22 protein-coding genes are annotated in these 21,146 nt (G+C 65.8%); 13 read left to right on the top strand and 9 right to left on the bottom strand.

What is annotated here, in order from left to right:
• Positions 1-144 precede the first annotated feature (144 nt).
• On the top strand, positions 145-1,404 hold the full coding sequence (locus K3U94_RS20795; protein WP_047320593.1) for a cytochrome P450: 1,260 nt from the start codon (positions 145-147) through the stop codon (positions 1,402-1,404).
• On the opposite strand, the gene K3U94_RS20790 is transcribed toward K3U94_RS20795, so the two are convergent.
• Positions 1,405-3,618: a TIM-barrel domain-containing protein gene (locus K3U94_RS20790; protein ID WP_220694870.1), complete on the bottom strand. Its 2,214-nt coding sequence runs from the start codon at positions 3,616-3,618 to the stop codon at positions 1,405-1,407.
• 215 nt (positions 3,619-3,833) lie between these two features.
• On the opposite strand from K3U94_RS20790, the gene K3U94_RS20785 reads away from it, so the two are divergent.
• Genes K3U94_RS20785 through K3U94_RS20765 form a run of 5 tightly spaced genes read left to right on the top strand, consistent with a single transcriptional unit; the run spans position 3,834 to position 9,005 of the window.
• Positions 3,834-4,619, top strand: a complete 786-nt coding sequence (locus K3U94_RS20785) for a 2-keto-4-pentenoate hydratase (protein ID WP_220694869.1) — start codon at positions 3,834-3,836, stop codon at positions 4,617-4,619.
• Between the two features lie 20 nt (positions 4,620-4,639).
• The gene (locus K3U94_RS20780) at positions 4,640-5,572 is read left to right on the top strand and encodes an acetaldehyde dehydrogenase (acetylating) (protein ID WP_047320590.1); all 933 of its coding nucleotides are present in this window, start codon (positions 4,640-4,642) and stop codon (positions 5,570-5,572) included.
• Positions 5,569-6,597, top strand: coding sequence for a 4-hydroxy-2-oxovalerate aldolase (dmpG, locus tag K3U94_RS20775; protein ID WP_047320589.1), 1,029 nt, complete (start codon positions 5,569-5,571; stop codon positions 6,595-6,597). Before K3U94_RS20780 ends, dmpG begins: the two co-directional genes overlap by 4 nt.
• A 33-nt stretch (positions 6,598-6,630) precedes the next feature.
• Positions 6,631-8,715, top strand: a complete 2,085-nt coding sequence (locus K3U94_RS20770) for a RecQ family ATP-dependent DNA helicase (protein WP_220694868.1) — start codon at positions 6,631-6,633, stop codon at positions 8,713-8,715.
• Positions 8,716-8,735: 20 nt separating this feature from the next.
• Positions 8,736-9,005 (top strand): heme-binding protein, encoded by a 270-nt coding sequence (locus K3U94_RS20765; protein WP_047320587.1) that lies wholly within the window; start codon positions 8,736-8,738, stop codon positions 9,003-9,005.
• On the opposite strand, the gene K3U94_RS20760 is transcribed toward K3U94_RS20765, so the two are convergent.
• Genes K3U94_RS20760 through K3U94_RS20745 form a run of 4 tightly spaced genes read right to left on the bottom strand, consistent with a single transcriptional unit; the run spans position 8,980 to position 12,050 of the window.
• Positions 8,980-9,699, bottom strand: coding sequence for an EthD domain-containing protein (locus K3U94_RS20760; RefSeq protein WP_220694867.1), 720 nt, complete (start codon positions 9,697-9,699; stop codon positions 8,980-8,982). The genes K3U94_RS20765 and K3U94_RS20760 overlap by 26 nt on opposite strands.
• A gap of 10 nt (positions 9,700-9,709) precedes the next feature.
• Positions 9,710-10,651 carry a TIGR03619 family F420-dependent LLM class oxidoreductase gene (locus K3U94_RS20755; RefSeq protein ID WP_220694866.1) on the bottom strand — a complete coding sequence of 314 codons (942 nt, stop codon included), beginning with the start codon at positions 10,649-10,651 and terminating at the stop codon, positions 9,710-9,712.
• Entirely contained in the window at positions 10,648-11,103 is a 456-nt protein-coding gene (locus tag K3U94_RS20750; protein ID WP_047320584.1) for a nuclear transport factor 2 family protein, read from the bottom strand. Before K3U94_RS20750 ends, K3U94_RS20755 begins: the two co-directional genes overlap by 4 nt.
• Complete coding sequence (locus K3U94_RS20745) at positions 11,100-12,050, bottom strand: IclR family transcriptional regulator (RefSeq protein ID WP_220694865.1); 951 nt, start codon at positions 12,048-12,050, stop codon at positions 11,100-11,102. Before K3U94_RS20745 ends, K3U94_RS20750 begins: the two co-directional genes overlap by 4 nt.
• Before the next feature lie 96 nt (positions 12,051-12,146).
• On the opposite strand from K3U94_RS20745, the gene K3U94_RS20740 reads away from it, so the two are divergent.
• From K3U94_RS20740 to K3U94_RS20730, 3 genes are read left to right on the top strand one after another with little or no spacing between them, the layout of a single operon-like run.
• Positions 12,147-13,274, top strand: a complete 1,128-nt coding sequence (locus K3U94_RS20740; RefSeq protein ID WP_220694864.1) for a hypothetical protein — start codon at positions 12,147-12,149, stop codon at positions 13,272-13,274.
• Positions 13,275-13,276: 2 nt separating this feature from the next.
• The gene (locus tag K3U94_RS20735; protein ID WP_220696889.1) at positions 13,277-14,059 is read left to right on the top strand and encodes an SDR family oxidoreductase; all 783 of its coding nucleotides are present in this window, start codon (positions 13,277-13,279) and stop codon (positions 14,057-14,059) included.
• Entirely contained in the window at positions 14,059-15,204 is a 1,146-nt protein-coding gene (locus K3U94_RS20730) for a sulfotransferase family protein (RefSeq protein WP_220694863.1), read from the top strand. The genes K3U94_RS20735 and K3U94_RS20730 overlap by 1 nt, the downstream gene beginning before the upstream one ends.
• Before the next feature lie 87 nt (positions 15,205-15,291).
• On the opposite strand, the gene K3U94_RS20725 is transcribed toward K3U94_RS20730, so the two are convergent.
• Together K3U94_RS20725 and K3U94_RS20720 are read right to left on the bottom strand one after the other, a co-directional pair.
• Complete coding sequence (locus K3U94_RS20725) at positions 15,292-15,759, bottom strand: hypothetical protein (protein ID WP_047320579.1); 468 nt, start codon at positions 15,757-15,759, stop codon at positions 15,292-15,294.
• A gap of 10 nt (positions 15,760-15,769) precedes the next feature.
• The gene (locus K3U94_RS20720) at positions 15,770-16,942 is read right to left on the bottom strand and encodes a 3-ketosteroid-9-alpha-monooxygenase, oxygenase component (RefSeq protein ID WP_220694862.1); all 1,173 of its coding nucleotides are present in this window, start codon (positions 16,940-16,942) and stop codon (positions 15,770-15,772) included.
• A gap of 110 nt (positions 16,943-17,052) precedes the next feature.
• On the opposite strand from K3U94_RS20720, the gene K3U94_RS20715 reads away from it, so the two are divergent.
• Positions 17,053-17,586, top strand: coding sequence for a gamma carbonic anhydrase family protein (locus K3U94_RS20715; RefSeq protein WP_047320577.1), 534 nt, complete (start codon positions 17,053-17,055; stop codon positions 17,584-17,586).
• Positions 17,587-17,650: 64 nt separating this feature from the next.
• Here the strand turns inward: K3U94_RS20715 and K3U94_RS20710 are convergent, their stop codons facing one another.
• Positions 17,651-17,980 (bottom strand): helix-turn-helix domain-containing protein, encoded by a 330-nt coding sequence (locus K3U94_RS20710; RefSeq protein ID WP_082134185.1) that lies wholly within the window; start codon positions 17,978-17,980, stop codon positions 17,651-17,653.
• Positions 17,981-18,074: 94 nt separating this feature from the next.
• Here K3U94_RS20710 and K3U94_RS20705 point away from each other — a divergent pair, with 94 nt between their 5' ends.
• From K3U94_RS20705 to K3U94_RS20695, 3 genes are all read left to right on the top strand, one after another.
• The gene (locus K3U94_RS20705) at positions 18,075-18,338 is read left to right on the top strand and encodes a hypothetical protein (protein WP_047320575.1); all 264 of its coding nucleotides are present in this window, start codon (positions 18,075-18,077) and stop codon (positions 18,336-18,338) included.
• A 678-nt stretch (positions 18,339-19,016) separates the two neighbouring features.
• Positions 19,017-20,399, top strand: a complete 1,383-nt coding sequence (locus K3U94_RS20700; protein ID WP_220694861.1) for a hypothetical protein — start codon at positions 19,017-19,019, stop codon at positions 20,397-20,399.
• Positions 20,392-20,724: a type II toxin-antitoxin system PemK/MazF family toxin gene (locus K3U94_RS20695; protein WP_230987254.1), complete on the top strand. Its 333-nt coding sequence runs from the start codon at positions 20,392-20,394 to the stop codon at positions 20,722-20,724. The genes K3U94_RS20700 and K3U94_RS20695 overlap by 8 nt, the downstream gene beginning before the upstream one ends.
• Here the strand turns inward: K3U94_RS20695 and K3U94_RS20690 are convergent, their stop codons facing one another.
• Complete coding sequence (locus K3U94_RS20690; protein WP_220694860.1) at positions 20,725-21,135, bottom strand: nuclear transport factor 2 family protein; 411 nt, start codon at positions 21,133-21,135, stop codon at positions 20,725-20,727.
• Between the last annotated feature and the right edge of the window lie 11 nt (positions 21,136-21,146).

The raw sequence follows: 21,146 nt of genomic DNA, 5'->3' as shown, positions 1-21,146 counted from the left end.
CCGGCATCATGACACGGTAGAACGTGTTTCAGTTTTGCCTTCGACGGAGGGCCTTTCTGCCCTTTCGTCTCAGGTGAGGGCATGCTTTACTGACACGAGAACGTATCGTGTTTGCCAGCGGTTCAGTAGTGAGGAGTCCTCATCGTGGCCAGCCCTACTCTCTCGTCAACCACTAGCCTTCCGGCCGGTTTCGACCTCACCGACCCGGATATCTATGCCGAGCGACTGCCCGACGCGGAATTCGCCGAACTGCGGCGCAGCGAGCCGATCAAGTGGATCGAGCAACCCGACGACAAGAGCGGCGGATTCAAGGACGGCGGCTACTGGGCGATCACCCGGCATGAGGACGTCAAAGAGATCTCGCGCCTCGACGACGTGTTCTCCAGCGAGATGAACGGTGCCATCCCCAGGTTCCACGACGAAACAACCCGTGAACAGCTCGACGCGCAGCGGATCCTGATGCTGAATCAGGACGCCCCGAAGCACACCCGGCAGCGCCGGATCATTTCGCGGGGCTTCACCCCGCGGCACATCCTGCCGCTGCACGATGACTTGCAGGCCAGGGCGCAGGCGATCACCAAGGAGGCACTGGCTCGGGGTACCGGGGACTTCGTGGTGGAGGTGGCCGCCGAGCTGCCGCTGCAGGCGATCGCGGGGCTGATGGGAGTGCCGCAGGAGGATCGCGGCAAGCTGTTCGACTGGACCAACCAGATGACCTCGTATGACGACCCCGAGTTCGCGCACTACGACCCCGCCAATTCCGCGATCGAGATCATCACCTACGGGCTCAAGCTGGCCGAGATGAAGCGGCAGAACCCCGGCCACGACATCGTGACGACGCTGGTCGAGGCGGATCTCGACGGCGAGAAGCTCAACGACGACGAGTTGGGCTACTTCATCATCCTGCTGGCGGTGGCCGGCAGTGAGACCACCCGCAACTCGATCACCCAGGGAATGATGGCGTTCACCGAACATCCCGACCAATGGGAGCTGTTCAAGAAGGAGCGCCCGGAGACCACCGCTGACGAGGTGGTGCGCTGGGCCACTCCGGTGACGTCGTTCCAGCGCACCGCGACCCGCGATCACAACCTGAACGGCACGTTGATCAAGAAAGGTCAGCGGGTGGTGATGTTCTACCGGGCGGCCAACTTCGACGAGGCGGTGTTCGACAAGCCGCAGGAGTTCAACATCCTGCGTGACCCCAACCCGCATGTCGGATTCGGCGGCACCGGTGCGCACTACTGCATCGGCACACATCTGGCGCGGATGACCATCGGTTGCATCTTCAACGCGATCGCCGACAACATCCCCGACCTCAAGCCCCTGGACCGCCCGCAGCGACTGCGCTCGGGCTGGCTCAACGCCGTCAAGCACTGGAACGTCGACTACACCGGCGGTCGGTGATCAGAAGCCGCCGGTGTTGCAGCGGGCGAAGTAGGGCAGGTCTGTGAGCGGCGCTGCCACGGTGGCCTCGGAGGGGCCGGTGTAGCTTCCATCGCTGTCTTTCCGTGTCCAGCAACCGGGCGGGAAATAGACCTTCCGCGAGGTGGCGCCCTGGGTGACGACCGGGGCGACCAGGACGTCGGACCCGATCATCCATTCCTGGTCGGCCGCCCATGCCCGGGGGTCGTCGGGTGCGGCCAGCCATACCGGCCGGGACAGCGGCACGCCCGTGCTGGCCGCGGTGGCCCAGGTGGCGGAGATCAACGGGATGGCCCGCTGGCGCAGCTCGGCGAGCTGCCGGAAGGTGTCCAACGTCTCCTGGTCGTAGTCCCACGGCATGTGGGTGCCCGAGTGCGCCCCGTGTACCCGCATGATCGGTGACAGGGCAGCCATCTGAGACCACCGCACGAACAGCTCCTTGGGAGTGGGGCCGGCCAGCAGGTCCTGGTAACCGCCGATGTCGGTGCCATAGCCATAGGCGCCGGCCAGGCCCCGGTTGAGCATGTCCGGGATGAGTGCGGCCAGGCCAGAGGCCACCGAGAAGTCGGTGCTCTCGTCGCCCGGGAAGTTGCCACCTTCGAAGCCGGTCGACCCGGTATAGCCCGCGCGGTTGTAGAACCAGATGTGGCGGCCCGGATGTGATTGTTCGAAGGACTCCACCGCTTCGCGGACGGCCTGCTGGTACAGCGCGGGGTAGGCGTTGTGCATGGTGGCCCCGGTCTGCCCGTTGGCGAAATGCATGTCGGGCAGGGTCTGTTCGCCGAAATCGCTCATGAAACCGTCCGCCCCGGTCTCCAACTCCTCGATCACGGTGCGTTGAAACCAGGCTTTGGCGGCCGGGTTGGTGAAGTCGATGACGGCGGCCTGTCCGCCGAGCGCTTGGTTGGGGGAGCCGACGATGTAGGGCTTGCCATTGGCGTGGGTCGCCACGTAGTTGTTGGCCACCGCGTACCGGTAGTCCGCCGGGGAGGTGTTGCGCAGCGGATCCATGCTGACGAAGCTGCGGGTGTAGAGCAGCACGTGAATACCGTGCGAACCGAATTCGCTGATCAGTTGGCGTAGGACCGCCGGGTCCAGGGTCATCCAGGCCTCGGGGCGGTAGGCGGTGATCGGCAGGTTGTAGGCGACGATGTTGGCCAGGTCGCTGCGGACGACCGCCGCGTAGTCGTCCCCGGTCTGCCCGGTCACGATGCGGCGGTCCAACTGGGTGCCCAGCGCCCATGCCGGCGGGACGCGATGGCGGCCGTTGGCCGCGCTGAGTGCACTGATCACCTGTCCCGGGTCGCCGACGGCGACCTCATAGTCCAGGTGCGCGGCGGCGACGTTGACGTGCCAGGCGTCGGGGCGATCGGAGTCCAAATGCCAGTCGGCCAGCTCGGTCTGGGCCAGTAGGAAGCCGTAGCCCGCGGTGGAGGTGAACTGTGGTTGCACGTAGTAGGCGGCCCTCGGACCGCCGGGGAACAGATAGTGCGGGCCGCCGGAGCTGGCCATCAGGACATTGAACACCGGTGCCAATGGCCCGGCGCCGACGTTGGCCTCCTGCACCCAGTTGGTGAATCGGCCCCCATGCTGATCCAGTCCGTTGTGCAGGCCGCCGAAGCCGGCGAACCGCTCACCGGTCGGCGACGCGAAACTGTCTCCCATCGCGACGATGCCCTGGGTGCTGCTGGGGATGACCGACACCCGCAGCCGGCCGGAGTCCTCGCTGAGCGTCACCCCCAGGGTCCGACCCGACGGGTCGTCGGTACTGAGCGTCAGCTCCAGGCCCTGCGGCAAGGGGCGAGTGGAAAGCACTCCGGTGGCCGCGTACTGCATCCCGCAGCTGGAGGCCTCCCATAGGTCACCCACCCACAACGGGCTGATGAGAAACGGGGTCGCCGAGGACGTACCCACGGTGAAGGTGAATGGCGTGTACCGGGTGGGAAACAGCCACTCGGAAGGGGTCACACCCAGCGGCTTCTGGGCTTCGTTCTTGACCAGTCGCGGCCCACCGTTGCTGGGCACCTGCGTCAACACCGGTTGGCCAGAGGAGTTGAGCACCTGCATGGCAAATGGTGCCTGATTGACGCGCACGGTGAATCCGGGACCGGCAAAGCTCAGCTCGCCGGCGTCCGGCAGCGCTGCCGGGGGTGGGACGGTCGCGATCGCTACGGCGGCCAGGGCGATACTGGTCATGATGGCCATCGACCGCACGCCGCCTCCGAGGGTTTCACAAAGTGGACTGTTGTCCTGACAGTTGTTCCATCGGCAGATCCTGACGGGTGCAGATCACGTCCGGGCCGCTACGGGGCTACGGCCTCGTCTCGGTTTGCGGTTTTAGAACACGTTATAGAATTGCCGCTGAACGGCTCGTTTCATCCGCTCAACACCACCCGAGGGGACCATCGAAGATGCTCAGCGCCCAGATCCGTGAGGAACTCGCTGCCGAGTTGGCGCAAGCGGAGCGGAGTCGGGTTCCGATCTCTCCGTTGACGGCGGCTCAGCCCGGCATCGACGTCGTCGACGCCTATGAGATCCAGCTGATCAACATTCGCCAGCGGATCGCCGAGGGAGCCCGCGTCGTCGGACACAAGGTCGGCCTGTCCAGCGAGGCGATGCAGCAGATGATGGGCGTCGACGAACCGGACTACGGCCACCTGCTCAACGAGATGCAGGTGTTCGAGGACAAGCCGGTCAAGGCGTCGAACTACCTCTACCCGCGGGTCGAGGTGGAAGTGGCGTTCATTCTGGCCGAGGATCTGCCGGGCGCGGACTGCACCGAGGAGCACGTGCTGGCCGCCACCGAGGCATTCGCCCCGGCGATCGAATTGATCGACAGCCGGATCAGCGACTGGAAGATCAAACTCTGCGACACCATCGCCGACAACGCCTCGTCGGCGGGATTCGTGCTGGGCAAGCAGCGGGTCAAGCCGGGTGACATCGATATCAAGAACATCGATGCGGCGCTGACCAAGAACGGCGAGGTGGTCGCCCAAGGCCGCAGTGACGCGGTGCTGGGCAACCCGGTCACCGCGGTGGCCTGGCTGGCTCGCAAGGTGGAAAGCTTTGGGGTGCGGTTGAAGGCAGGCGACATTGTCTTGCCGGGCACCGCGACCCGGGCCATCGACGTACACGCCGGGGACGACTGTGTCGCCGAGTTTTCCGGGCTGGGTTCAGTCCGGCTGGTTTTCGAATAGATTCGAATAGAGGAGCGTTCATGGCTGCCAAAGCCTCAGTCGCGATCGTCGGGTCGGGCAACATCAGCACCGACCTGCTGTACAAACTGCTGCGTTCGGAGTGGCTGGAGCCGCGCTGGATGATCGGCATCGACCCAGACAGCGAGGGTCTGGCCCGAGCCCGCAAGCTGGGCCTGGAGACCTCCGCCGAGGGGGCGGACTGGCTGCTCGCCCTGGATGAGAAGCCGGACTTCGTCTTCGAGGCCACCAGCGCCTACGTGCACAAGGCGTACGCGCCCAAGTACGAGGCCGCCGGTATCCGGGCCATCGACCTGACCCCGGCCGCGGTGGGCCCGGCGGTGATCCCGCCGGCAAACCTGCACGAACACGTCGACGCGCCGAACGTCAACATGATCACCTGCGGTGGCCAGGCCACCATCCCGATCGTGTACGCGGTCACCCGCGCGGTCAAAGAGCAGGGCGGCACCGTGCCGTATGCGGAGATCGTGGCCAGCGTCGCCAGCGTCTCGGCCGGACCGGGCACCCGGGCCAACATCGACGAGTTCACCAAGACCACCTCTCGTGGGGTGGAGACTATCGGCGGCGCGCAAAAGGGCAAGGCGATCATCATCCTGAACCCGGCCGACCCGCCGATGATCATGCGCGACACCATCTTCTGCCAGATCCCCGAGGACGTTGACCGCGACGCGATCACCAAGTCGATCCTGTCCGTGGTGGAACAGGTGCAGACCTACGTGCCGGGCTACCGGCTGCTCAACGAGCCGCAGTTCGACGAGCCGTCGCTGAACTCCGGTGGGCGCGCCGTGGTCACCACGTTCGTCGAAGTCGAGGGCGCCGGCGATTACCTGCCGCCCTATGCGGGCAACCTGGACATCATGACCGCCGCGGCCACCAAGGTCGGCGAGGAGATCGCCCGCGAGATGGCGGCAGCAAAGGCTGGAGGAGCGAAATGAGCGACCACATCTTCGATGTGCGGATCACCGACACCTCGCTGCGGGACGGTTCGCACCACAAGCGCCACCAGTTCACCCCCGAGGAGGTTTCGGCGATCGTCGCCGCGATCGACGCCGCCGGCGTGCCGGTGATCGAGGTGACCCACGGCGACGGGCTGGGCGGGTCGAGCTTCAACTACGGGTTCTCCAAGACACCCGACCAGGAGCTGATCAAGCTCGCGGCGCAGACCGCCAAGGACGCCAAGATCGCCTTCCTGATGTTGCCCGGCGTGGCCACCAAGGAAGATATGAAGGAGGCGCAGGGCAACGGCGGCGAGATCTGCCGGATCGCCACCCACTGCACCGAGGCCGACGTCTCCATCCAGCACTTCGGCTTGGCCCGGGAGCTGGGCCTGGAGACCGTCGGGTTCTTGATGATGGCCCACACCGTCTCCCCGGAGAAGCTGGCCGGCCAGGCCCGCATCATGGCTGACGCCGGCTGCCAGTGCGTGTACGTGGTGGACTCCGCCGGCGCGCTGGTGCTCGAAGGCGTCCGGGATCGGGTGGCCGCGCTGGTCGCCGAGCTCGGTGACGATGCCCAGGTGGGCTTCCACGGCCACGAGAATCTCGGGCTCGGCGTCGCCAACTCCCTGGAGGCGGTGCGGGCCGGGGCCAAGCAGATCGACGGCTCGGTGCGCCGGTTCGGCGCGGGCGCCGGCAACGCCCCGGTCGAGGCGCTGATCGGGGTGTTCGACAAGGTCGGGATCAAGACCGGCATCGACTTCTTCGACATCGCCGACGCCGCCGAGGAGGTGGTGCGCCCGGCCATGCCGGCCGAGTGCGTGCTGGACCGCAACGCGCTGATCATGGGCTACTCCGGGGTGTACTCCAGCTTCCTCAAGCACGCGGTGCGCCAGGGCGAGCGCTACGGCGTGCCCGCCCACGAGCTGCTGCACCGGGCCGGGCAGCGCAAGCTGATCGGCGGCCAGGAGGACCAGCTCATCGACATCGCGCTGGAGATCCAGCGGGAGCGGGCTGCGAAGTAACCGGTTGTCGGGGCGGTCCGGCACGATGGGGCTGTGAGCTCGACGCGCGCCGACGCCCAGGCGATTCTGGAACAGCTGGCCGGACCGCAGGCGCTGCTGCGCGACGACCAGTGGACCGCGATCGAGGCGCTGGTTGTTGGGCGCCGCCGCGCACTGGTGGTGCAGCGCACCGGCTGGGGCAAGTCTGCGGTGTACTTCATCGCGGCGAAGCTGCTGCGTGCGGGCGGGCACGGTCCGACGGTGATCGTCTCGCCGCTGCTGGCGTTGATGCGCAACCAGGTCGCGGCCGCGGAGCGGGCCGGCGTGCACGCGGCCACCATCAACTCGTCCAACGTGACCGAGTGGGTCGACGTGCAACGCCGGGTGACCGCGGGCGAGCTGGACGTGCTGCTGGTCAGCCCGGAGCGGCTCAATAACCCCGACTTCCGCGATGAGGTGCTGCCGGCGCTGGCGGCCCGGGCCGGGCTGGTCGTGGTCGACGAGGCGCACTGCGTGTCGGACTGGGGGCATGATTTCCGGCCGGACTACCGGCGTATCCGCACCCTGATCGCCGAGCTCGGCGCCGACATCCCGGTCCTGGCGACCACGGCGACCGCCAATGACCGGGTGGTCGCCGATGTCGCCGGCCAGCTCGGGGTCGGCGGTGGCGACACCCTGGTGCTGCGCGGTGGCCTGGACCGCGAGTCGTTGCGGATGTCGGTGGTGGCCGCCGGCGGTCCGGCGCAGCGGGCCGCCTGGATCGGCGCGCACCTTCAGCAGCTGCCCGGCTCCGGCATCGTCTACACGCTCACCGTGGCCCAAGCCCACGATGTGGCCGCCGACCTGCGTGCTCAGGGGTTCGCGGTGGCCGCCTACACCGGTTCGACCGACGCGGCCGATCGCGAGCAACTCGAGGCCGATCTGCTGGCCAATCGGGTCAAAGCGCTGATCGCCACGTCGGCGCTGGGCATGGGATTCGACAAGCCAGACCTGGGATTCGTCGTGCACCTGGGTGCGCCGTCCTCCCCGATCGCCTACTACCAGCAGGTCGGTCGGGCCGGGCGCGCCACCGCCAGCGCCGAGGTGATCCTGCTGCCCGGCACCGAGGACCAAGACATCTGGCGCTACTTCGCATCACTGGCCTTCCCCGCGGAGTCCTTGGTGCGCAAGGTGATCGGCGAACTGTCGCCCGATCAGCCGCTGTCGACACCGGCGCTGGAAGCCCGGGTCGACCTGAACCGGTCGCGGTTGGAGATGGTGCTCAAGGTCCTCGACGTCGACGGCGCGGTGCGCCGAGTCAAGGGCGGATGGCTGGGCACCGGAGCCCAGTGGAGCTACGACGAGCAGCGTTACCGCAAACTCGATGAGCTGCGCCGGGCCGAGCAGCAGGCGATGCTGGACTACCAGGCCACGGACGGCTGCCGGATGAGTTTCCTGCGTGCCCAGCTCAATGACCCCGAGCTGCAGGCGGGGGAGCGTTGCGGGCGGTGCGACAACTGCGCCGGGGCGCGGTTTGACGCCGCGGTGGATCCCGCCGCTGCCGCGGCCACCCGGGAGCGGCTGATGCGTCCCGGCGTGGAGATCACGCCGCGGCGGCAGTGGCCGTCGGGCCTGGCGCAGCTCGGCGTCGAACTGTCCGGCCGGATCACCGACGGGCCGGAGCCGGGCCGGGTCATCGGCCGGCTCACCGATCTGGGCTGGGGCGGGCGGCTGCGGCGGCTGCTCGACGAGCCGGACGGCGAGGTGCCCGAGGAGGTGGTGCGCGCGGCCGTGAGTGTGCTGGCCGGCTGGGAGTGGCGGCAGCGGCCGACCGCGGTGCTGGGCCTGGATTCGGCGACGCACCCGGTGTTGATCGGTTCGCTGACCGACCGGCTGGCCGAGCTGGGCCGTCTGACCCGCTTGGACACCTTGCGGTACGCGCCTGGGCGGAGGGCGGCGACCGCCGCGAACTCCGCCTACCGGGTCGCCGCCCTGCAGGGTTGCTGGCTGCCGCCGGCGGAACTACCGGCGGATATCGGCCCGGTGCTGTTGGTCGACGACGTGACCGACACCGGGTGGACGCTGACGATGGCGGCCCGGGTGTTGCGTGCTGCCGGTGCGCCGCAGGTCCTGCCGTTCGCCCTGGCCAGCACGAACTGAAACGCGGGTACCGTCGAGTGATGAGCGGTATTACTCGAGCGATCGCGGTCGGCTTGCTGAGCGTGGCCGGGGTACTGACACCGGTGGCCAACGCCGCGCCGCAGCAGTGCGACCAGACCGTCGGAAACTCCGTCGACTCGTACTTGAAGCGGCATCCCGACGTCAAGAACAACCTGTCGCATCGGGGGAAGCAGGAAGACCCGGGAGCGCCGGATCCGGTGCTGTCCTACCTGCAACGGCACCCCGACGTGCGGCAGGCCCTGATCACGCTGTCCCAGCAGTGTGTGTGAGGAACGGCGACCGGAACACATAGCGGCTGGTGGGCACCGTGTCGATGTCCAGGTGCGCGCCGAACGCGCTGACGCTGGCGATCATCCGGCTCACCCGGTCGGTGAGGTCGGCCTGGTCGGCCGCGCCGTAGAACGCGTACGGGTCTGACACCGCCTCGTCGGGGAAGTTCTCCTCGACGATCGCGTCGATGCGGGGTGCGTCCGCGGTGAGCGGGCGGATCACCACATTCTGGGTGTAGCCGAAGGTCGCCTGGGTGTCGATGGCGACCTGGGTGTGGTCGATGTGCCAGCGGTGCAGCCAGGTCGCCTCGTCCAAATCGGCCGGCCGGCGCAGTAACGCCACATTGGCCAGACCCCGGGTGCGGCGGCCCTCGCCGAGATCCGGCGGTGGCATGGGCATCGATTCGGTCACCAGATACGCTGCCGCCGAATCAGATTCGGCTTCGATCAGTGCGATGGCGGCGCGGGTCGCTTCACCGTAGTACTGCTGGGTCCACAGGCTGATGACGGCCGCTGCCGGCGGATCCAGCGTCGTCAGGGTCATCATGGAATCGCGCACCGGCTCGTCGCGTACGTTGACCACGACGCCCGGCAGCCCCAGATCCAGCAGCTTCGCCGCGATCGGACCGCGCAGTTTCTGGCACCATTGGTCGCTGAAATCGGCTGTCCGCGCGACGATCATGACCTTTTCCATCGATGTCTCCTTAACCGGTTGCGGCGCGGAACGCCTCGACGAGTTCGCGAAGCAGATCAGTGGCCCGGCCGATGTCCTTCGGCAGCGAGCAGGTGACCCGCACATCGGTGACCCCGGCGGCTACCAGTGCCGGTGCCGAGGCCGCGGTGGCGTCGGTGTCCAGTGAGCCGTCCGGCTTCTTGGCGGTGGTGGCGTGGCCCAGCACCTGCAGGCCGGTCGGATCGCCGCCGAGTGCGGCGACGCGGTCCTTCATGGCCGCGATGGCGCCGGCCGGGTCGCGCATGGCAGGGCCCCACGGGATCCAGCCGGAGCCGAACCGGGCCAGCCGGCGCGCCACCGCGTCGTTGACGGTGCCACTCACCCAGATCGGAACCCCGCCGGGCGTAACGGGTTTGGGCATCTGGTGAATGTTCTCGAAAGACAACTCCGGGGCCGCGTAGCTACTGCGCTGCCGAGTCCACAGGGTCTGGCACACCTCCAGGGTGTGGTCCAGGAGTCGCCCGCGGCGCTCGAACGGCAGTCCGGCAGCCTCGTACTCCTCGCGCTGCCAGCCGACGCCCACGCCGAGATCCAGCCGTCCTCCCGACAGCACGTCCAGGGTGGCCAGCTCCTTGGCCAGTACCGCCGGTCGGCGCAGTGCCGCCAGCAACACCGCAGTGCCCAAGCGGATGCGGGTGGTGGTTGCGGCCAGCGCGGTCAGCACGATCACCGGGTCCAGCCACTGACCGTCGGGACCGGTCGGCTGGCGGCCGCCGGCGATGCCACCGAGCCGGGGGTCGGCGTAGGCGTCGGGGTTCTCGCCGAACACCACGTGATCGGAGACCACGACACGATCCACGCCCGCGGCGTCCATCGCAGCGCCCAGCGCCAGGGTGGTGCCCCAGTCGTGGCCGGGGTCGTCGGTGAAAGTCTTCAGCTGAAAAGAGATCTGAGGCTTCTGGGTTGACGTCATGAGCGCACCTGGCGCGCCGATCGGGACTCGATCGCGTCGATGGTCAGCGCACGCTGCGCGATCCGCCAGCCCTGCCCGACGCGGTGATAGGCATCGCGGTAGCGCAGGTACCAGACGTGGTCGGTCAGCTTGCCGCCGTGCTCGATCCAATGATGTGCGACCCCGGTGATCTCTCCGGTCGCCACGTCAGCCGTCGCGGCGGTGTAGACCTCGCCGACGATGCCGTGGTGGGTGCGGGTCACCGCGCCCAGGGCCGACATCGCTTCTCGCACGCCGGCGTGGCCGCGGTGGCGCACGCACGGCTCCAGGTGATGCGGCGGATCCGGCAGCACCAGTTCGGCGTCGGCGGTGAACAATTCGGCCACCTCATCGAATCGTCGCGCGTCGACGTAGCCGGCGTAGCGGTGCACGAGCTCGGACAGCTCTAGTCTCTCGGCGACCGACAGTGTCATGGCGCCGAACCTAACAGCGGTGCGGGCTTGCTTCCGCCGAGTTGCGCGGTGAGCGCTTCGGCGGTCCGCAGCAGCCCGCGCGCCCACTTGGTGATCTCGGCGTCGGTCAGTGCTCGCTGGGCGTGCAGCGACACCACCATCGCTTGGCGTTGGTGGTGGTCGTAGACCGGTGCGGAGATCACGCTGATGTCGTGGCGCCTCCGCCCGCCGGCTTCGCCACGCAGATACACCCGCTCGCCGATATCGGAGACCAGCTCGCCCAGCAGGGCCCGCAGCTCGTCGGGCAGATCGCTGGACAGGCCCGCCATCAACCCGTAGAGCCGTTGGCCGCCCGGTGTCAGTCGCTCGACCAGGTAGCCGTCGGCGCGACATTCGTCGATGACGCGCTGCAGTCGCTCGCTCTCCGACCGCAGCGGGATGGTGGGCTGACGGGCCAGCCAGTCCGCCAAGGCATGGTCGTCCCAGAGCACGAACATCAACCCGACCGGCGGAGCGAACGGATAACTCTGGCCGGCCTGAACGCCCAGATGCGCGTTGGGTGCCGCGACCAGCTCCAGCACCGTGATCCGGTCGTCGACCACCGCGCTCAGCGCAACGGAGGTGGCGAAATCCGCGGAAAGCCGTCGCAGTTGCTCGCGTGCCTCGGGGCCGACCCGCAGCGCCTGCTGAGCGGCGCGGCCGAGCGAGATCAGGCCCGGCCCGAGCCGGTAGGTCTTGTCGGGATCGTCCCGGGTCAGGTAGCCGGCGTCGGCCAGGGCGTTGGCGATGCCCAGGCAGGTGGGCTTGGCCAGCCCGGTGCGGCGGGCCAGTTCGGAGAGGCCGAAGCCTTGGTCGGGGTGGCGGGCCAGAAAGTCCAGGATCATCACCACCCGCTCAGTCGGCGGGGACGTCCGCGCGACTTGTTGGTCTGGCGTTTGTTCGGACGCCGCTGCTCCAGGCACAGCCATTGCAGCATGCTACCGCGACCGTCTAAAGTCGGTTCGAGATATCTACCATCTCGATCCAATATTGGACCGGTAAATGATCTGAGAGGTGCTGCAGCTATGTACTCCGAACCCCTTTCGGCCGCGATCGCCGAGGCGGAGAAGCTGGTTGCCGCGGCCCCGCACATCGAGACCGAGGCTGACCTGCTCGAGGGCCTGCAATACCTGGCAGGCGGTGTCGAGGCGTGTGTGCACGCCGCCTTCAACAGCGAACGCGACCACCCGTTCCTGCTGTCGGGCACCGGGCCGTTCACCAAGATGGGGTTGGACAACCCCGACACGCTGTACTTCGGCACCGTGGTGCGCCCCGGCAACGACTACGTGGTGCGTGGCACCCGGGGAACCACGACCGACCTGAGTTTCCAACTGCTCGGCGGTGAATACACCGATGACAACGTCCCGGCCAGTGAGGCGGCCTTCGACGACCGCGAACTCGATGTGGCCGGCGACGGCACCTTCACCTGGCGCTTCCAGCCGAAGACGCCGGCGCAACTGGTGATCCGCGAGGTCTACAACGACTGGGCCGCCCGTCGTGGCACGCTCTCGATCGCCCGGACCGACACCGAAGGCACCGCGCCGCCGCCGCTGACCCGTCAGCTGATCGAGAAGCGTTACGCGGCAGCGGGAAAGCAGCTGATCAACCGGGTCAAGACCTGGCTGGCGTTCCCGCAGTGGTTCTATCTCAATCTGCCGGTCAACACCATGGTGGCGCCGCGGCTCACGCCGGGCGGTCTGGCGACCCAATACTCGTCGGCCGGGCACTACGAGCTTGAGCCCGGCCAGGCGCTGGTCATCACCCTGCCGGTGACGGATGCGCCGTATCTGGGTTTCCAGTTGGGCAGCCTGTGGTACATCTCGCTGGACTACATCAACCACCAGACCTCGCTGAACGGCACTCAGGCGCAAGCCGATCCGGACGGCAAGATCCGGATCGTGGTCTCCGACACCGACCCCGGGGTGACCAACTGGGTCGAGACCCTGGGACATCGGCGCGGCTTCCTGCAGTTCCGCTGGCAGCGGGTGTCGCGGCAGCTGACCGAGGCGGACGGCCCCACCGTCGAGCTCATCGACGTCGACGCGGTGCAGGCCGCACTGCCGTTCTACGACCACAACAAGATTTCCCAAGAAGACTGGCGCGCGCGTATCGCGCTGCGGCAGCAGCAAATCGCTAACAGAATGCTGGGGTGAAGATGACCGGAATGCTGGACGGCAAAGTCGTGGTGATCAGCGGGGTCGGGCCTGGCCTCGGCAGCACGATGGCCAATCGGTTCGCCGCCGAGGGCGCCGACCTGGTGCTGGTCGCGCGCAGCGCTGATCGCCTTGAGGAGGTGGCCAAGCAGGTCAGGGCCGCCGGACGTCGCGCCCTGGTGGTCCCGGCCGACATCACCGATGACGACCAGGTCGCGCACCTGGTTGAGGCGGCCTCAGCGGAGTTCGACCACATCGACGTGTTGATCAACAACGCCTTCCGGGTGCCGTCGATGAAGCCGTTGGCGCAGACCACATTTCAGCACATTCGCGACGCCATCGAGCTCAGCGGGCTCGGCGCGCTGCGCCTGACCCAGGGCTTCACGCCGGCTTTGGCCGCGGCCAACGGCTCGATCGTCAACTTGAACTCGATGGTGATCCGGCACTCGCAGCCCAAGTACGGCGCCTACAAGATGGCCAAAGCCGCGCTGCTGGCGATGTCGCAGTCGTTGGCGTCCGAACTGGGTGAGCAGGGTATCCGAGTCAACTCCGTTGCGCCCGGCTACATCTGGGGTGACACCTTGCAGAGCTACTTCACCCACCAGGCCGGAAAGTACGGCACCACCGTCGAGCAGATCTACGCCGCTACCGCCGCGAACTCCGACCTGAAGCGGCTGCCCACCGAGGACGAGGTGGCATCGGCGGTGCTGTTCCTGGCCAGTGATCTGGCCAGCGGCATCAGCGGCCAGGTTCTCGACGTCAACTGCGGGGAGTACCACAACTGATGACCGCCCGTACTGACGTTGGCACCGTTGAGGATCTGCACGCCTCGGCCACCAAGATGGTGGGTCTGGACGACTTCGGCCCCGACGACGACAACTACCGCGAAGCGCTCGGCGTGCTGCTGGACTCCTACCGCACCGAGGCCGACCTCACTGAGCTGGGCAGCAAGGTGAACCGGTTCTTCCTGCGCGGTGCGCTGGTGGCCCGGCTGTTGTCGCAGGCCGGCTGGAACGCGCACCCCGAGTACACCGAGATCGCCGTCGAGCGGCCGGTCTTCGTCACCGGGCTGCCCCGCACGGGAACAACGGCGCTGCACCGGCTGCTAGGTGCCGACCCGGCGCACCAGGGGTTGGAGATGTGGCTGGCGGAGTTCCCGCAGCCTCGGCCGCCACGCGAAACCTGGGACAGTAACCCGGTTTTCCAGCAGATGCAGGCGCAGTTCGCCCGGCACCACGATGAGAACCCGGACTACACCGGGCTGCACTTCATGACCGCTGATGGTTTGGAGGAGTGCTGGCAGCTGCTGCGCCAGTCGCTGCACTCGGTGTCCTACGAGACGCTGGCGCACCTGCCGACCTATTCGCGCTGGCTCTCCGAGCAGGACTGGACCCCGGCGTACCGGCGGCACCGCCGCAATCTGCAACTGATCGGGCTCAACGACCCGGGCAAGCGGTGGGTGCTCAAGAACCCCAGTCACCTGTTCGCGCTGGACGCGATCATGGCCGTCTATCCCGACGCGCTCATCGTGCAGTGCCACCGGCCGGTGGAGACCATCCTGGCGTCGATGTGCTCACTGGCCCAGCACACCACCGAAGGACAGTCGAACACCTTCGTCGGCGCGCAGATCGGTGCCGACGAGATGGAGACCTGGGCCCGCGGCTTGGAGCTGTTCAACACCCAACGCGCCCAATATGACCAGGCGCAGTTCTGCGACATCGATTATCAGGAGTTCGTCGCCGACCCGCTGGCCACCGCGGCCGGCATCTACGAACGCTTCGGCCTGCCGCTCTCCGACGAGGCACGCCAGGCCATGGCCGACGACTACGCCGCCAGCAAGACCGGCCCGCGCGCGCCCAAGCACGAGTACTCGCTGGCCGATTACGGGTTGACCGCCGAGCAGGTCCGGGAGCGCTTCGCCGGCCTGTGACCGGCTGTCTTTCCCCGCGAGCGTGCGTGTCCCCGGTCAACACGCCGAGCGTGCGGCCGGGGACACGCACGCTCGCGTAGGTGGGGCTCAGTCGATGCCGTCGCCGGGTGGGGGAGCGCTGGATCGCTCCTCCAGGTGGCCCTCGGCGACCGCGTGCGAAATGCTCTTCGCCAGCTTCGGGCAGCCGCGGCTACGGCTGCTGGTGTGACCGGCCTCGCGTTCGGCGGCGAAGTACGCGCACTGCTTGACCGCTGCCGAATTCCATTGCACCGAGGTGTATCCGGGGCCCAGCTTCTTCACCTCGACGGTGGCGGTGCAGTGCCGACACTCCACCGGCATCAGGCCCGAATGCAGATAGCGGTCGGTATCCCGTTCGGTCGCAGCACGAATCGCCTCGTAGCGTTCCGGGTCGACCGGAAACAGCGGTTGCCGCGAGTAGCGGGTGTCGGGCCCGTCGTCGGGGGAGTCGCCGTGCTCGCCGTGGTCGTCGTGCGGGCCGTAGAACATCAGCATGGACCGGGCCAGCTCGCCGGCGTCGGGAACCTCGCGGGCCATGATGCCAGACCTACTCTGCGTTAACGGTTTCGGCGGCTTTCGCTGCCTGCTTTTCCTCGGCCTGTACCCGCAGGTTCTCGGCGACTTCGGCGTTCCACTTCTCGTTGGCCACCGTCGCGTCGATCTCGATCTCAAAGCGATCGGTCATCTCCGGGGTGACGTCGGCGGCGTCGACGTAGAACTGCGAGTACCAGCGGCGCAGCTGGTAGACCGCCCCGTCTTCCTCGACCAGCAGCGGGTTCTCGATGCGGCTCTTGTGCGTCCAGATCTCGACGTCCTGCAGGAAGCCCTTGCTGACGCCGTCGGTCATGGCGTCGGCGATCTTCTCGGTCGTCGCGTCGTCGAGGCCCTTGGGCTTCTGCACGATCACGCCCCACATCAGCCGGAACTGGTCCTGGCTGATCGGGTAGTGGCAGTTGATCAGGATGGACTCGGCCTTGAAACCGTTGTAGCTGTTGTGCAGCCAGTTGATCATGAACGACGGACCGAAGTAGGAAGCCTCGGAGTCCAATTCCGAACCGCCGTAGCTGGTGCCCAGCCCGGGAACGTCGGAACGCCCGACATTGTGCAGGTACTGCGAGGCGATATGGCCCTCGAAGACGTTCTTGAACGAGGTGGGCAGGCCGTAGTGGATGTAGAAGAAGTGCGCGAAGTCGGTGACGTTGTCGATGATGTCGCGGCAGTTGGAGTCGATCACCATGGAGTTCCAGCGCCAGTCGGTCCACTCGCCGCTGGACCACTCCGGGATCTCCGGGATCCGCACCTCGTCCGGCGGCGGGTTGCCCTCCGGGTCGTTGTAGATGAACAGCAGCCCGCCGCGCACGTCGGTCGGGAAGGACTGGGTGCGGGCAACCCGCGGAGTCCGCTTGGAGTAGGGCACCAGCTTGCAGCGGCCGTCGCCGCCCCAACGCCAGTCGTGGAACGGGCAGGCGACCTCGTCGCCCTTGATCTCGCCGCGGCTCAGGTCGCCGCCCATGTGGCGGCAGTAGGCGTCGAGCACGTGCAGGTCACCGCGCGAGTCGGCGAACACCACCAGTTTGGCGCCGAACGCGTGGATGGAGTGCGGCTTGCCGTCCCGGAAGTCCTTCACCGGGCCCAGGCAGTGCCAGCCCCGGGCGTAGCGATCCGGCAGCGTGCCGGTATCGATGTGGCGGACGCCGACCTCGGCGTTGTCAGTGCTCACCTGTTGCCTCCAACCCTCTGCTTCTAACTAGAACACGTTACAGTTTTGACACCTGTTTGCGCAATAAACCCTGCTGGTTCGGGGTCTTTGGTCCCTGGTATATGTGGACGATGCAGCTGTTCTCCTTCAATGGTCGCTCGCCCCGGATCGACCCCACCGCCTTCGTCGCTCCCACCGCCACGCTGATCGGTGACGTCACCATCGAAGCCGGGGCCTCCGTGTGGTTCGGCGCCATCTTGCGTGCCGACGACGCCCCCATCGTGGTGCGCGAGGGTGCCAACGTGCAGGACGGCTCGGTGCTGCACGTGCCGCCGGGGGTGCCGGTGGACATCGGCCCGGGGGCGACGATCGCCCACATGTGTCTGATTCACGGGGCCAACATCGGTGCAGAGGCGCTGATCGGCAACCACGCCACCGTGCTCGACGGCGCGGTGATCGGCAGCCGCACCCTGGTCGCGGCCGGCGCGATGGTGCTCGCCGGGACCAAGATCCCCGACGGAGTACTGGTGACCGGCTCACCCGCCGTGGTCAAGGGCCCGATTGCGGGAACCGGCGCCGAGGTGTGGATTAACGCCAATCCGCCGTACTACCGGGATCTCGCGCAGCGTTACCGCGAAGGCATGGAGCCGGTTACGCCGGAGTGAGCTGCATGGGCGGCCGAGCGGTCAGGCTTGTGACCGCATCGCCTGGGGCAGTGGGGATTTCCCGCTAGCTTTCAGTCTGGCGGTGTTCTGCGCTTGACCGGAATACCGTGTTGATCAACGCAGGCACCGTGGTGCCGAGGACTTCGCTGAGCGCGACCAGTGTCGACAGGCGTGGGTTCGCGGGCTTTCGCCCGTCGCGTTTGCCTAGTCCGTATTCCAACAGTTGGTAGTGGTTGCGGCTGATCCCCGCGGCCTCGGCGACAGTCTCCTGTGTCAAGCCTCGCTCTTGGCGCAATTCCGCCAATGTCCGACCCAGAGCCTCGGCCAGCTCGCGTTCAATGGCGGACTCTGGCACCCCCGAAACATGCCGAGGCCAATCCGCCAGGTCGACCATCTATAGATGGCGGTTCGTGTTAGCCTCAGGACCGCAGTGCACTTTTCGGCATCTCTAGACGACTGTTGACTACCTGAAGAGGAGAAATCAAGCCATGGGCTTACTGGACCCGCAGTTTTCACGGAAAGACAAGACGCGGGCGCAGGCCGCCCTACTGATCCCGGGGAGTCTCTTTCTCTTCCTAATCGGTATGGGCACCGGCTCGGCCATCTTCTATGTGCTCGCCGTTCTCGGGCTGTTTGCAAGCGGGGCCTTCATCTACCAAGACGTCAAGAAGCGTGCGGAGAAGAAGCGCGTTGCGGCCGAAGAGGCCGAGATTCGCGCACATCAGCTGCGCCAGGCGCGGGGCCAGCAGTAGGGAACCGCGTGACGCGGCTCGTCTGTCTCGCATGCCGGGCGAGGGGGTGGCGTGTTTCCGTGGCTTGATATTCGCGACTTCGGGCTGAGGCTGTACATGCATGTGCTGAGGGGGGTGGCGCTACTCAGTGATGGCATCGCGGGAATTGTTGCAGCGGAAGACAATTCGCCGCCACTCCGGCGTGATGACCCAGAGATCGAATGATCGTGCGGGACAAATGAGGAGTTCATAGCAACATGCGCACTCCCAAGAACGTGCCGCGTTGGCGGCCTGTTTGGAGTCCAAGGGCGGGTCTTGGTAGGACCGCGTGACTACGGGCAGATGGTTCCCCGACGGGTATTCGGGCAACTTGATGATCCGATAACCACGACGACCAATTCACACCCCGGTGCCGTTCACGATGCCTACGAGGGCAGTTGTCGATTCGCCGAGGCGGCGTTCCGGGCGTATACGGCGCCGGTCGAGGATGTCCCGGGTGGCCCGATCGACAGCGTCTTTGCGGTTTCGCTGAGGTCCGACGGAAAAAGCGAGGAAATCGGAACGGAAGTCGACGCCTTCGTACCAATTGCTCCACGCAAAATTCCTAGCTGCCGGAAACGAGCTTGGTAAAAAGCATGCCGCGATGCTATCCGCGACTGTCATCACGGCTGCGATAACTCATGTAATAAAGGAGCGTATATGACAAGTCAGAGCTTGCAACTCGATCGACATCTTCAGTCTCTGGGCGGTCCTTGGACGGGAGTGCCCGACTTCTGCGAGTTTTCGGAGAAGGCTTCCCATTTTCGCATGGTTCAATTGCGAGATGCGATTTTGGCCGAGACAGACGCTGATCCTGTCTTCGTTCACCGCGCATATGAAACGGGTGCGGCTCTTATTGACGATATCTATAGGAACTTTAATGGTACATCTGGCATCGAAAGTGTCGAGCGTGTATTTATGGTCACAAGGCGTGCGCACAAAGCAGATAACGATGAATATGAAAGCGAATCCCGTTATCATTTTCCGCTCGCGACAAGTAATTTCTACGTCTCGCCGGAGATGCGTATGCGTAGTCAATTTGGATTGCCCCCGTTCATCTCTGATACATACACGAGAAGCGATAAGGCTGCAGAGCGGGGAGCGCTCGTCATAGCTCCGTTGTATCAAGACATGAATGTCGACATCGTGAACGAGGCCGACCGTTTGGCGGTCGGGTATAAAGCGCTCGAAGCGTCTGTAAGGTTTTCACACCATGGACTGGGTGCATCAGTCATAGGGCTCGGAGCGCTGTTGCCGCAGATTACAAAATTCGGAAGCCTTCTGACTGGAATAGAAGGTGCTGACCAGCGGACCACAACTACAGGCCATGGTGGTACGGTGCATTTAATTGCGGAGACCGTACGGAAAGTTCTCGAAGTTCCTTCGATCGGTGCAAAATTCGACGGTGTGATAGGCGTAATTGGTGGAGCCGGATCTATCGGCTGGTCAACCATATCAACAATACGGCATGTACTTCCCGATGTGAGGATCCATACTTTTGATACGCGGGTTAGTAGATTACGCGATATTTTGGACGATGAATCGACCCTAAATGTCCAGATCCACGACGGCGTGATCGATGTGCTTGAGGCTTCAAATATTATTGTCTCGGCGATCACATCTGTAATTGATCTTTGCGCAGAAGAGCAACGCCTCGGGCGGCCAATTGACTTGAGCGGGAAGGTTATCATCGATGATAGTCAGCCGGGTTCTTTTCATCGTCCACAGGTTGAGGAGCGAGGCGGGAAAGTTGTCTGGGTCGTCGGAAAAGATGTATCGCCGAGTAGCTTTATGACCAGAGATGGCCTCTACACTGCAGGTGTCCCGTATAACTATGGAGATAAATCCGGATTATATGGCGCAGAATCGGAATTCGGCTGCGGCATTGAAGCGGCTGTGATTGCCCAATCTTGCGCGTATGAGAAGGCAATTAAGGCACCGGTTACGCCCGATGATGTCAAAAAAATTGGCGAGCTTTTCGAGTCGGCCGGCGCGACGGTGGCTGAATTTCAATCATTCGGCCAGCCTGTGGGGCTTGTCTAACCCATCCGTGCGTGGTGACCTGTATCGCCTGGAGGCGCCCAAGAACGTCCATGGTCATGAGCGGTCTGGTCCCCGCTACGCGGTCGTCGTACAGTCCGACGATCTGCCGCTGTCCACGTGGGTTGTCGCGCCGACGTCGACGGGCCGGCGTGCGGCATCGTTTCGGCCGGAGATCGAGATCGACGGCACCAGAACGCGTGTGACGGTCGAGCAGCTCACCGTGATCGATCCGCAGCAGTGTCACGGAGAGTTCGTTGGACGGCTCGCTACAGGGGAGATGCAGGCCGTCGATGAGGCGCTGCGGGACGTGCTGGCGCTGGACTGATCAAACCGGCTTCGCCGTCGCCGCAGCCCGGTCCAGTTCCCAGTAGGCCCGCAGCGCGACCAGTTCACCCTTTTCGTTGGCCCGGTAGGTGAACACACCCTCGGTGACGATCTGGTGGCCGCCCATGGTGATGGTGATGTTGCCGGTGTTGGCCTCTTCATCGCCGCACTGGAAGGTGTCGGAGAAGTTGAATTCGATCTTGTCGGTCGGGGCGATCGCCTTGTCCCAGAACGCCGAGATCTCGTCACGGCCGCGGTGACCCTTGCCTTCCGGGTCGAAGTGCGACGGCCCGATCGGGTCTTGCACGATCGCGTCGTCGGCGAAGTTGGCCAGCCAGGCTTCCTTGTCGCGGGCTGCCACCGCGTCACGGGAGCGCTTACCGGCGACGTGGGCGGGGTGATCTGCGTTCATGCGGGTCGTCC

The sequence above is a fragment of the Mycolicibacter heraklionensis genome, assembly GCF_019645815.1.
Lineage (GTDB): Bacteria > Actinomycetota > Actinomycetes > Mycobacteriales > Mycobacteriaceae > Mycobacterium > Mycobacterium heraklionense.
Note: the sequence above shows the minus strand (reverse complement) of the source record. Positions and strands in the feature narration are given on the sequence as shown.

Coding starts and splice junctions, on each gene's coding strand:
- K3U94_RS20730 (WP_220694863.1), top strand. CDS start 14,059: ATGACCGCCCGTACTGACGTTGGCACCGTTGAGGATCTGCACGCCTCG.
- K3U94_RS20735 (WP_220696889.1), top strand. CDS start 13,277: ATGACCGGAATGCTGGACGGCAAAGTCGTGGTGATCAGCGGGGTCGGG.
- K3U94_RS20715 (WP_047320577.1), top strand. CDS start 17,053: ATGCAGCTGTTCTCCTTCAATGGTCGCTCGCCCCGGATCGACCCCACC.
- K3U94_RS20785 (WP_220694869.1), top strand. CDS start 3,834: ATGCTCAGCGCCCAGATCCGTGAGGAACTCGCTGCCGAGTTGGCGCAA.
- K3U94_RS20740 (WP_220694864.1), top strand. CDS start 12,147: ATGTACTCCGAACCCCTTTCGGCCGCGATCGCCGAGGCGGAGAAGCTG.
- K3U94_RS20760 (WP_220694867.1), bottom strand. CDS start 9,699: ATGGAAAAGGTCATGATCGTCGCGCGGACAGCCGATTTCAGCGACCAA.
- K3U94_RS20745 (WP_220694865.1), bottom strand. CDS start 12,050: ATGGCTGTGCCTGGAGCAGCGGCGTCCGAACAAACGCCAGACCAACAA.
- K3U94_RS20780 (WP_047320590.1), top strand. CDS start 4,640: ATGGCTGCCAAAGCCTCAGTCGCGATCGTCGGGTCGGGCAACATCAGC.
- K3U94_RS20765 (WP_047320587.1), top strand. CDS start 8,736: ATGAGCGGTATTACTCGAGCGATCGCGGTCGGCTTGCTGAGCGTGGCC.
- K3U94_RS20790 (WP_220694870.1), bottom strand. CDS start 3,618: ATGACCAGTATCGCCCTGGCCGCCGTAGCGATCGCGACCGTCCCACCC.
- K3U94_RS20700 (WP_220694861.1), top strand. CDS start 19,017: ATGACAAGTCAGAGCTTGCAACTCGATCGACATCTTCAGTCTCTGGGC.
- K3U94_RS20750 (WP_047320584.1), bottom strand. CDS start 11,103: ATGACACTGTCGGTCGCCGAGAGACTAGAGCTGTCCGAGCTCGTGCAC.
- K3U94_RS20725 (WP_047320579.1), bottom strand. CDS start 15,759: ATGGCCCGCGAGGTTCCCGACGCCGGCGAGCTGGCCCGGTCCATGCTG.
- K3U94_RS20710 (WP_082134185.1), bottom strand. CDS start 17,980: ATGGTCGACCTGGCGGATTGGCCTCGGCATGTTTCGGGGGTGCCAGAG.
- K3U94_RS20755 (WP_220694866.1), bottom strand. CDS start 10,651: ATGACGTCAACCCAGAAGCCTCAGATCTCTTTTCAGCTGAAGACTTTC.
- K3U94_RS20705 (WP_047320575.1), top strand. CDS start 18,075: ATGGGCTTACTGGACCCGCAGTTTTCACGGAAAGACAAGACGCGGGCG.
- K3U94_RS20690 (WP_220694860.1), bottom strand. CDS start 21,135: ATGAACGCAGATCACCCCGCCCACGTCGCCGGTAAGCGCTCCCGTGAC.
- dmpG (WP_047320589.1), top strand. CDS start 5,569: ATGAGCGACCACATCTTCGATGTGCGGATCACCGACACCTCGCTGCGG.